This is a genomic window from Streptomyces sp. NPDC059564 (genome assembly GCF_042735575.1).
Classification (GTDB): domain Bacteria; phylum Actinomycetota; class Actinomycetes; order Streptomycetales; family Streptomycetaceae; genus Streptomyces.
Genome location: NZ_JBHWBP010000275.1, coordinates 1 through 10485 on the forward strand (window position 1 = coordinate 1; position 10485 = coordinate 10485).

Here is a 10485-nt window from a genome sequence, read left to right on the forward strand (position 1 = left end):
CAGCAGCGGCCCGCCGACTCCCGCTGCGTCGGGTACCGCGGGCGATGGAGACCCGACAGCGGCCGGTCGCGCCCCGGCCGACGTCGCCATCGGCTCGCCGGGCCGGCATCGACGGACCCGGCCGGGCCGGTGACGGGCCGGACCGGTCGTGACCGGCACATCACTGCACTGCGTATTCCTCCGAGAGATCAAAACACCCTGACGGGGGTCAGCATGAGAACTGGCAAGCACACCCAGAGCCCGGACGAACGGCGTCGGACGGCCCGTTCCGTCCGCAGCGTTCAGGTGCCACGCAGCCCGCTTCGACTGGCGACGGTTGCGGCGCTTGCGGGCGGGGTGCTGGGACTCTCGGGAACCGGACCCGCTGCCGCGGACCCGGTGTCGCTCACACTGCGGTACACGTGCTCGACCGGGTTGATCGGGAATCTGCCTGTCACCGTGCGGATCCACTCGGATGTCCCCGAGTCGGCCGAGGTGGGAAAACCCACCCTGGCCCTTCCCGTCAACGCCGCGGTGCCGGTGCCCGCGGACGCTGCGAAGGCGCTGGGCAGGATCGGTGTGACGACCGTCGAGGGCATGGTGGAGGCGCACGTCCGCGTGGCGGCCCCGGAGGGGGACATCCAGGTGAAGGTGCCGGTCGCTGCGAAGGCCGGCATCCCGGCGGCCGGGTCCTTCAACGTCGAGGCCTCCGGCTCCGCACCGGCGCTCACCTACAGGCAGGCGGGCAGTGCGCGGATCACCGTCGGCGACCTCGTCGCGCATCTCTCCCTGAAGGACGCGAAGGGCGACGTGGCCTACCCGGGCGAGATCGACGCGCGGTGCACGCCGGATGCCGGGCAGGACAACGTCCTGGCGTCGTTCCGCATTACCGGGACCGGGACCGGGACCGGGAGCGGGAGCGGGAGCGGGAGCGGGACGGACACGGGCCAGGCCGCGTCCGGGGCGACGGGCACTGCGGGTACGGCCGCCGCTCCCGGCGCGCCGGCAGCCGACCGGACCGCGTCAGGCGCCACCGGGTCCACACCGCAGGGCGCGCTCCCCGAGACCGGAGCCGACCTCGACCTGTGGCTGCTCGGCGGCGCGGGCGGGCTGCTGGCTGCCGGCGCGGGGGCCGTCTTCGCCGCACGCCGAACCCGTGCGGATGACGGCGTCGGCGATTCCGCCGGGACCTGACCGGGAGGCCAGGCTGATTCACGTCCGGAGTCAGCCTGGCCGGCAGCGCCGCGGTGTCCGCGTCGCACTGCTGGAACGCCGATCGGACCTCGAGGCGTACAAGGGGCTGCACACCCCCATCACGGCCAACGCCTACCCGGTGCTGGACGGACCCGGCCTCGTCCCCGCGCGGGAGAAAGGAGGGGGGCCGTCCGTAACGAGGCCCGCTCGTACACCCGTTGGGTGACCGGGCCGGCCCGGGAAGACGGGCGAACCTTTGGGGGTGCGGGCGTCGACACCACAGCACCCTGACTGGCGGTCCCCATTGGGGAGTGGGACGCGGGTGGGCCGGTCGCGGTCGGGGCCAGCGCGCGATGAGCCGGTGGCGCGGCGCATCTCTGCTCGCATCCCGCGTGTTCGGTCCGCTGCGCCAACCGCGTCCCGGACACACAAGGTCATGACCGACTCCCGTCCCACGTGACTCTTCCTCAGCAAGTGGGCTGCGACCAGGGCAGTCGCACCCTGCGACTACAGCCAGTCGCGCTTCTTGAAGATGACGTACAGGCTCGTGCAGACCACGGCCATCAGCAGGATGGCGAAGGGGTAGCCCGCGGCCCAGTGGAGTTCGGGCATGGTGTCGAAGTTCATGCCGTAGATGGTTCCCACCAACGTGGGTGCAAACAAGATGGCGGCCCACGAGGAGATCTTCTTGATCTCCTCGTTCTGTTCGAAGCCGGCTTCGGCCAGGGCGCGCATTTCGGCGTTTTGTTGCTGGGAGACCAGGGTGGCGTTGACCGTGAGGATTTCGGTGAGGGCCTGGCGGAAGCCGTCGACGCGTTCGCTGGTGTGGGTGACGTGGTCGGCGACGTCGCGGAGGTAGCGCTGGAGTTCCTCGTCCGTGCCGTACTTGGCGAAGCCGGCCATCAGGGCGTGGAGCATGCCGACCAGGGGGCGGGTGGCGCGCTGGAACTCGACCATTTCGCGGGAGAGTTCGTAGATGCGGCGGGAGACCTCGGGGTCGCCGCGGAAGACCTCCGTCTCGATCTCGTCCATGTCGTTCTGGACCCCCGCCACGACCGGGGCGTAGCCGTCCACCACGGCGTCGAGGATCGCGTACAGGGCGGCCTCCGGGCCCAGGGAGAGGAGGTCCGGGGTCTCCTCCATGCGGCGGCGGACGGCGGAGAGGTCGGGGGCGGCGCCGTGGCGGACGGTGATCAGGAAGTCCGGGCCGACGAAGATGTGGAGCTCGCCGAAGTCGACCTCCTCCAGGGCGTCCAGGTAGCGGGCCGCGCGCAGGACCACGAAGAGGGTGTCGCCGTAGCGCTCCAGCTTCGGGCGCTGGTGGGCCTCCAGGGCGTCCTCGATCGAGAGCGGGTGGAGGTTGAACTCGGCGGCCAGGGAGTGCAGTTCGGCTTCCGTCGGGCGGTGCAGCCCGATCCACGCCATGCCGCCGTGCTGTTCGCGGAGCTGGCGGAAGGTGTCCGCGAGGGTCGCCGGGGAGGCGACCCGGCGGCCGTCGCGGTAGACGGCGGAGTCCATCACGCTGTGGCGGTCCGGGGGAACGGGGACCGCGGCCGCCGGTCCGGAGGAGCCCGGCGGGGGTGTGGAGGCGGGGCCCGACGGGCGGAGCCACCCCGAGCGCTTCGCGGGCGGGGAGGAGGGGCGGCGGTCTGGGCGCTCCGGCATCGCAGGTCAGCTCCCGGTCGGTCGAACGGGTGTTTACGGGCAAAGGGCAGGATATAGGGCGAGGAGGGAGGGGTGAGGGGATCGTCGATTGCGGACAACAGGTGTCCGCAGGGAGGGCTAGCGTGCAGGTCATGGCCTCCAGGACTGACCCCGTACTCGACACCCGCGCACTGAACCGTGCCACGCTCGCCCGCCAGCTGCTGCTGAGCCGCGCCGAGATGTCCGCCGCGGACGCCGTCGGCCATCTGCTCGGGCTGCAGGCGCAGAACGTCCAGCCGCCCTATTACCAGCTGCACGCCCGGCTCGCCGGATTCCGCCCCGAGGAGCTGGCCCGGCTCATGGAGTCCCGGGACGTCGTTCGGATGGTCACCATGCGCTCCACCATCCACACGCACACCGCCCACGACGCCCTCACCCTCAGGCCGCTCGTCCAGCCCGCCCGCGACCGCGAGGTCGGCGCCTTCCGCAAGGGACTGACGGGCGTGGACCTGGACCGGCTGAAGGCCCGGGCCCGGGCCTTCGTCGAGGCCGAGCCGCGCACCATGGGGGAGATCCGCGAGGAACTGCTCCGGGAATGGCCCGCGGCCGACCCCCAGTCGCTGTCCGTCGCCGCGCGCTGCCTGCTCCCGCTCGTGCAGGTCACCCCGCGAGGAGTGTGGGGGCGCAGCGGCCAGGTACGGCTCACCACCGTCGAGCGGTGGGTGGGGGAGCCCGCCGGGGAGGCCCAGCGGATCGACGACGTCGTGCTGCGCTACCTCGGCGCCTTCGGGCCCGCCTCCGTCAAGGACATGCAGACCTGGGCCGGGCTCACCCGGCTGCGCGAGGCCTTCGAGCGGCTCCGCCCCCGCCTGCTGGCCTTCCGCGACGGCAACGGGGTCGAGCTGTTCGACCTGCCCGACGCGCCCCGGCCCGACGCGGACACCCCGGCGCCGCCCCGCTTCCTCCCCGAGTTCGACAACCTGCTGCTCTCCCACGCCGACCGCTCCCGCGTCGTCGCCACCGAACTCAAGGGCCGCACCTGGACCGGCAACCAGTCCCACCGCACCCTCCTCGTCGACGGGTTCGTCGCCGGGCTGTGGCGGACGGACGACCGGGAAGAGCTCGTACTCACCGTCGAGCTCTTCGGTACGCAGACCCGTGCCCGGAAGGAGGAGATCGAGGCCGAGGGGCGCGAGCTGCTCGCCGGCATGGCCGGCGGCGCCGGATCCGTGCGCTTCGGGTCAATCCACGGCTGACGCCGCCCTGGTGGAGCCCCCGCCCGGCGCGGCACGATGCGTGTCATGACGGAGAACAGCGCCACCGACGCCTTCCTGGCCGCGCGGGACTTCCTGCTCGCCCACCGCGGCGACTACGAAGCCGCCCACGCCGGATTCACCTGGCCCCGCCCCGAGCGCTTCAACTGGGCCCTCGACTGGTTCGACCGCATCGCGGCCGGGAACGGCGCCGACGCCCTGCGCATCGTGGAGGAGGACGGCACCAGCCGCGGCGTCTCCTTCGAGCAGCTGAGCGGAACATCAGCTTCTGCCGCGAACTGGCTACGGGCCCAGGGCGTCGCCGCGGGCGACCGGATCCTGGTCATGCTCGGCAACCAGCGCGAGCTGTGGGAGGTCATGCTCGGAGCGATGAAGCTGCGCGCCGTCGTCATCCCCGCGACCCCCCTGCTCGGCCCGGCCGATCTGCGCGACCGCGTCGACCGCGGACGCGTACGCCACGTGATCGCGCGCGCCGAGGACGCCGCGAAGTTCGACGAGGTGCCCGGCACCTACACGCGGATCGCCGCCGGCGCCGAGATCCCCACCGGGTGGCGGCGGCTGGAGGACATGTACCAGGCTGACGAACATTTCAGTCAGGACGGTGAGACCCTCGCCACCGATCCGCTGATGCTCTACTTCACCTCGGGCACCACCGACCGCCCCAAGCTCGTCGAGCACACCCACGCCTCGTACCCGATCGGGCACCTCTCCACCATGTACTGGCTCGGGCTGCGCCCCGGCGACGTCCACCTCAACATCGCCTCGCCCGGCTGGGCCAAGCACGCCTGGTCCAACCTCTTCGCCCCCTGGAACGCGGGCGCGACCGTCTTCGTCCACAACTACACCCGCTTCGACGCCGAGAGGCTGATGGCGGAGATGGACCGCGGGGCGGTCACCACCTTCTGCGCCCCGCCCACCGTCTGGCGGATGCTGATCCAGTCCGACCTCACCAAGCTGAAGACCCCTCCGCGCGAGGCCGTCGCCGCGGGCGAACCGCTCAACCCCGAGGTCATCGAGAAGGTCCGGCAGGCCTGGGGGATCACCATCCGCGACGGCTTCGGCCAGACCGAGACCACCCTCCAGGTGGGCAACTTCCCCGGCGCCCCCGTCAAGCCGGGCTCCATGGGCCGCCCCGCCCCCGGCTACCGGATCGTGCTGCTGGACGCCGTCACCAGCGAGGAGTCCCCGGACGAGGGCGAGGTCTGCGTGGACCTGCGCCCCGTCCCCCTCGGAGCGCCCGCCGGAGTGATGACCGGCTACCGCGACGACCCGGAACGCACCGCCGAAGCCATGGCGGACGGCCTCTACCGCACCGGCGACATCGCCTCCCGCGACGCGGACGGCTACCTCACCTACGTCGGCCGCGCCGACGACGTCTTCAAGGCCTCCGACTACAAGATCAGCCCGTTCGAGCTGGAGAGCGCCCTGCTGGAGCACGAGGCCGTCGCCGAAGCGGCCGTCGTCCCGGCCCCCGACCCGCTGCGCCTCGCGGTGCCGAAGGCGTACGTCACCCTCGCCGCCGGCTGGGAGCCCGGCAAGGAGACCGCCCGGGTGCTGTTCGAGCACTCCCGGGCGGTCCTCTCCCCGTACAAGAGGATCCGCCGCATCGAGTTCGCCGAGCTCCCCAAGACCGTGTCCGGCAAGATCCGCCGGGTCGAGCTGCGCGAGCTCACCGCGGCCGGTTCGGCCGGGGAGTACGACGAAGCCGACCTGTAACAGCGTTCCGCGGCCAACGGCGCACCGCGATCAACGGCGTTCCGCGGCCAACGGCGCACCGCGATCAACGGCGCACCGCGATCAACGGCGCACCGCGATCAACGGCGCACCGCGAAGAGAAACGGCTACGCGGGCAGCTGCGCCTCGATCGCCGCGATGACCTCGGGGGCCTCGGGCTCGGTGCGCGGGCGGAAGCGCGCCACGACCTCGCCGGCGGGGGAGATCAGGAACTTCTCGAAGTTCCACTGGATGTCCCCCGCCTCACCCTCGGCGTCCGCGGTCTTCACCAGCTCGCGGTACAGGGCGTGCCGGTTCTCGCCGTTCACCTCGGTCTTCTCCAGCATCGGGAAGGTCACCCCGAAACCGGCCGCGCAGAAGGTCTGGATGTCCTCCGCGCTGCCCGGCTCCTGGCCGCCGAACTGGTTGCAGGGCACGCCGATGACGGTGAACCCCTTCTCCTCGTACTTGAACTGCAGACGGGCCAGCCCCGAGTACTGGGGGGTGAGCCCGCACTGCGAGGCGGTGTTCACCAGCAGGATGGCCTTGCCCTTGTGGGCCGCGAGGCTGGTGGGCTCGTCGTCCAGGGTGGTCAGCGGGATGTCGTACAGGCTCATCGGGCTCTCCTCGGCAGGTGGTCGAACACGTCCGACGGACGGGTCGAACGGACGGACAGGCCTCCGAGCCTAGGCCCCCTTCGCCACCAGCTCGTCCGCCGGGTCGTTGACCGGCTGCGGAACGCCCGTGAGGTCCATGACGAACAGCGGTATGGCCAGCTCCTCCGCCCGCCCCCGGGCCTCTTCCGTGTACCCGGCGAGGGAGAAGTAGACGCTGGTCGCGGAGGCCGTCAGACCGTTCAGCCAGACGCATTCCACGGCCCGCAGCCCGGCCGGAGCCGTGGTCGGGTCCACCTGCGCCACCACCCCCGGCGCCCGCAGGTCCACCGCCGCCGACGGGACCGGCACCCCCTCGGGCCGGCGCACGTCCTGGAAGCCGAGCCAGCGCAGGTACAGCGCGGCCGTCACCACCGCGTCCCGGCCCGTACGGATGGTCACCGGCCGGAACGCCGGCCGCGCCCCGCCCCGCCCGGCATCGGCGCCCGCCCGAGCGCCGGCGGCCGCGGGCGCCCGCGGTCCTACGAGGCCCCGCGCATCCGGCGCACCGCCCGAGCCCGCGCCCCGCCCGGCGGCGGAGCCCGCCGCACCGCTGGGCCCGGCGGCAGGATCCCCGGGATCCGCCGACTCCACCCGCTCCGGCGACCGCACCGCCACCCGCGCCACCGTCCCGCACGAGCCGCACCCCACCTCCGGGTGCGGCCACTGGCTCTCCCGTCCGCAGGCCCCGCAGCGCACCGTCACCCAGCTCTCCGCCCAGGTGCGATGGGTCAGCGCCCGGGGCGGCACCGACAGGTCCAGCGAGGGTGCGACCGGGTTCCCGCACGCGCAGGGGAAGACCGGGACGGCGTAACCGTTCTCGCGCTGGCACGCCGGGCAGCGCACCGGTACCGCTTCCGCCATGAGACCTGGATCCCCTCCGTCGCCGTGCGTGGATCCATGCTCCACCACCGGCCACCGCCGGGGCGAGCGAGGCCGCGGATTGCCGCCGAATCGGGCGGGACGCCCGGCCATTTGTGCAACTCACCGAACGAGATGCGCCTTTTGGTGGGTTCCGGGGTCGCGAAGCGCCTTGACGTGTACGGAGTGGCCGCTTAGCTTGTTCCGTATAGCAGAACAAAACTTCCGGATTACGGAAAAGCCTGACCGCCACACCCGCAGGAGAACTCGATGCCTCGTATGACAGCCGCCGCCGCTGCAGTGGAGATCCTCAAGCTCGAGGGTGTCGAACAAGCGTTCGGCGTCCCCGGTGCTGCGATCAACCCGTTCTACCGCGAGCTCAAGAACGTGGGCGGCATCGCGCACACGCTGGCCCGCCACGTCGAGGGCGCCTCGCACATGGCCGAGGGGTACACCCGTGCCAAGGCGGGCAACATCGGCGTCTGCATCGGCACCTCGGGCCCGGCCGGCACCGACATGATCACCGGCCTGTACTCCGCGATCGCGGACTCGATCCCGATCCTGTGCATCACCGGTCAGGCTCCGGTCTCGAAGCTCCACAAGGAGGACTTCCAGGCCGTCGACATCGCCTCGATCGCCAAGCCGGTCACCAAGAAGGCGACCACCGTCCTGGAGGCCGCCCAGGTTCCGGGCGTGTTCCAGGAGGCCTTCCACCTGATGCGCTCCGGCCGTCCCGGCCCGGTCCTCATCGACCTCCCGATCGACGTCCAGCTGACCGAGATCGAGTTCGACCCGGAGACCTACGCGCCGCTGCCGGTCTACAAGCCGCAGGCCACCCGCGCCCAGGCCGCCAAGGCCCTGCAGTTCCTGCTGGAGTCCGAGCGCCCGCTGATCGTCGCCGGCGGCGGCATCATCAACGCCGACGCCACCGACCTGCTGGTCGAGTTCGCCGAGCTGGTGAACGTCCCGGTCATCTCGACCCTCATGGGCTGGGGCACGATCCCGGACGACCACGAGCTGGCCGCCGGCATGGTCGGCGTCCAGACCGCGCACCGCTACGGCAACGCGACGTTCCTGGAGTCGGACTTCGTCTTCGGCATCGGCAACCGCTGGGCCAACCGTCACACCGGTTACAACCTGGACGCCTACACCAAGGGTCGCAAGTTCGTCCACGTCGACATCGAGCCCACCCAGCTCGGCAAGATCTTCGCCCCGGACTTCGGCATCGCCTCGGACGCCAAGGCCGCCCTGGAGCTCTTCATCGAGATCGCCAAGGAGCTCAAGGCCGAGGGCAAGCTGCCCGACTTCAGCGCCTGGGCCGCCTCGGCCCAGGAGCGCAAGGGCAGCCTGCAGCGCCGTACGCACTTCGACAACATCCCCCTGAAGCCGCAGCGCGTCTACGAGGAGATGAACAAGGCCTTCGGCCCGGAGACGCGTTACGTCACCACCATCGGTCTCTCCCAGATCGCGGCCGCGCAGTTCCTGCACGTCTACCGCCCGCGCAACTGGATCAACTGCGGCCAGGCCGGCCCGCTCGGCTGGACCATCCCGGCCGCGATCGGTGCCGCCACCGCCGACCCGGAGACCCCGATCGTCGCGCTGTCGGGCGACTACGACTTCCAGTTCATGATCGAGGAGCTGGCGGTCGCCGCCCAGCACAAGGTCCCCTACGTCCACGTCCTGGTGAACAACGCCTACCTCGGTCTGATCCGTCAGGCGCAGGGCGGTCTCGGCATCAACTTCGAGGTCAACCTCGAGTTCGAGAACATCAACACCCCGGAGCTCGGCGTCTACGGCGTCGACCACGTCAAGGTCGCCGAGGGCCTGGGCGTCAAGGCCATCCGCGTCACCGACCCGGACAAGCTGGGCGAGGCCTTCGAGGAGGCCAAGAAGCTGGCCCAGGAGTTCCAGGTCCCGGTCGTCGTCGAGGCCATCCTGGAGCGCATCACCAACATCTCGATGAGCAAGACGGTCGACATGAGCGACGTCACCGAGTTCGAGGAGCTGGCGACCGAGCCGGGCCACGCCCCGACCGCGATCCGCCCGCTGGCGGTCTGACAGCCCGTCCGGCAGCAGCGCACGGCCCCCGTCCCTCTCCGAGGAGGAACGGGGGCCGTTCCGCGTTCCCTGCGTCAGCCGGGGTGCGGGCCGAGCTCCGCGTCCACGGCGCCTTCCAGCAGCGCGCGGGCCCGCTCCAGCTCCAGTGAGCCGCTCAGCCAGCGCTCGCTCAGGCCCTCCACCAGGGCCGTCAGTCGTTCCGCCGCGTCCAGCGGGGCCACGGCCAGGTCGGCGAGGCCGGCCGCCTGGGCGTCCGCGACGGCGTCGGCGGTGTCCTGGTTCCAGCTGCGGGTGGACTCGGCGAGGGCCTCGCGCAGATCGGCGTCGAAAATGGCGCTGGCGCGCAGCTCGCCCCAGGCGATGCTGTTCTCGCGGACCCGCGGGGTGTCCTGGAGCTCGCTGAGCAGGAGCTGGAGCAGGACCGCGCGGGCGTCCTCGGTGTTCTCGACGGCCTCGTCGGTGTAGCCGGTGGCGCGGTCGCTGATGAAGGCGAGGGTGCGCTGGATCAGGCCGGCGCGATCTTTGAAGTGGTAGTAGATCAGGGCCGTGGAGACCCCCGCCTCCGCCGCCAGCTCCTCGACCCGCAGCCCTCTGACGCCATTGCGCGCGATCACGCGTACGGCTGCTTCCAAGATCAACGCTTGACGGTCGGCCACTCTTGCTCGCACCTTTCGGTCGGATACCCCTTGACTGAGCTTTCAGTCAGGTCCCACGATAGCTCCCACCCGACGACCTGACTGGAATTTCAGTCCGTGCGATCCTGACTGAAAATTCAGTCAGGCCTGCGCCCGAGCGATCCGCGCCGCACCACCCCGCACCGAAGGAGCCCTCCATGACCCAGACGACCCCGCCGCCCACCACCTGGCGCATGCCCGCCGAATGGGCCGAGCACGAGGCCTGCCTGATGGCCTGGCCCACCCGTCCCGAGCTGTGGGGACCGGCCTTCGACGCCGCCCGGAGCGAGTACGCCGCCGTGGCCCGCGCCATCGCCGCCTTCGAGCCCGTGATCATGGTCGCCGCCCCCGGCCGCGCCGCCGAGGCCCGCGCCGCCTGCGGCGACGACACCGGCATCGAAGCCTTCCGCGACAATGTCCAAGAATCCGTCGTCG

General features: G+C 71.4%; 9 protein-coding genes. 5 read left to right on the plus strand and 4 right to left on the minus strand.

Annotated elements, in window-relative coordinates:
- Positions 1-213 precede the first annotated feature (213 nt).
- Positions 214-1173, plus strand: a complete 960-nt coding sequence (locus ACFV0Q_RS31385) for a DUF6801 domain-containing protein (protein WP_385009893.1) — start codon at positions 214-216, stop codon at positions 1171-1173.
- Positions 1174-1680: 507 nt separating this feature from the next.
- On the opposite strand, the gene ACFV0Q_RS31390 is transcribed toward ACFV0Q_RS31385, so the two are convergent.
- The gene (locus tag ACFV0Q_RS31390) at positions 1681-2838 is read right to left on the minus strand and encodes a magnesium and cobalt transport protein CorA (RefSeq protein ID WP_385009881.1); all 1158 of its coding nucleotides are present in this window, start codon (positions 2836-2838) and stop codon (positions 1681-1683) included.
- A 131-nt stretch (positions 2839-2969) separates the two neighbouring features.
- Between ACFV0Q_RS31390 and ACFV0Q_RS31395 the strand changes: the two genes are divergently transcribed.
- The gene (locus ACFV0Q_RS31395; RefSeq protein ID WP_385009882.1) at positions 2970-4073 is read left to right on the plus strand and encodes a winged helix DNA-binding domain-containing protein; all 1104 of its coding nucleotides are present in this window, start codon (positions 2970-2972) and stop codon (positions 4071-4073) included.
- Between the two features lie 45 nt (positions 4074-4118).
- Positions 4119-5807, plus strand: a complete 1689-nt coding sequence (locus tag ACFV0Q_RS31400; protein WP_385009884.1) for an AMP-binding protein — start codon at positions 4119-4121, stop codon at positions 5805-5807.
- A 125-nt stretch (positions 5808-5932) separates the two neighbouring features.
- Here ACFV0Q_RS31400 and ACFV0Q_RS31405 read toward each other — a convergent pair whose 3' ends face one another.
- Positions 5933-6421, minus strand: a complete 489-nt coding sequence (locus ACFV0Q_RS31405; protein ID WP_385009885.1) for a glutathione peroxidase — start codon at positions 6419-6421, stop codon at positions 5933-5935.
- 69 nt (positions 6422-6490) lie between these two features.
- The gene (locus ACFV0Q_RS31410; protein ID WP_385009886.1) at positions 6491-7321 is read right to left on the minus strand and encodes a hypothetical protein; all 831 of its coding nucleotides are present in this window, start codon (positions 7319-7321) and stop codon (positions 6491-6493) included.
- Between the two features lie 267 nt (positions 7322-7588).
- On the opposite strand from ACFV0Q_RS31410, the gene gcl reads away from it, so the two are divergent.
- The gene (gene gcl, locus ACFV0Q_RS31415; RefSeq protein WP_385009888.1) at positions 7589-9376 is read left to right on the plus strand and encodes a glyoxylate carboligase; all 1788 of its coding nucleotides are present in this window, start codon (positions 7589-7591) and stop codon (positions 9374-9376) included.
- A 74-nt stretch (positions 9377-9450) separates the two neighbouring features.
- On the opposite strand, the gene ACFV0Q_RS31420 is transcribed toward gcl, so the two are convergent.
- Entirely contained in the window at positions 9451-10032 is a 582-nt protein-coding gene (locus tag ACFV0Q_RS31420; protein WP_385009890.1) for a TetR/AcrR family transcriptional regulator, read from the minus strand.
- A 176-nt stretch (positions 10033-10208) separates the two neighbouring features.
- Here ACFV0Q_RS31420 and ACFV0Q_RS31425 point away from each other — a divergent pair.
- Positions 10209-10485: agmatine deiminase family protein (locus ACFV0Q_RS31425; protein WP_385009892.1), on the plus strand; the 277-nt coding region annotated here is incomplete at its 3' end.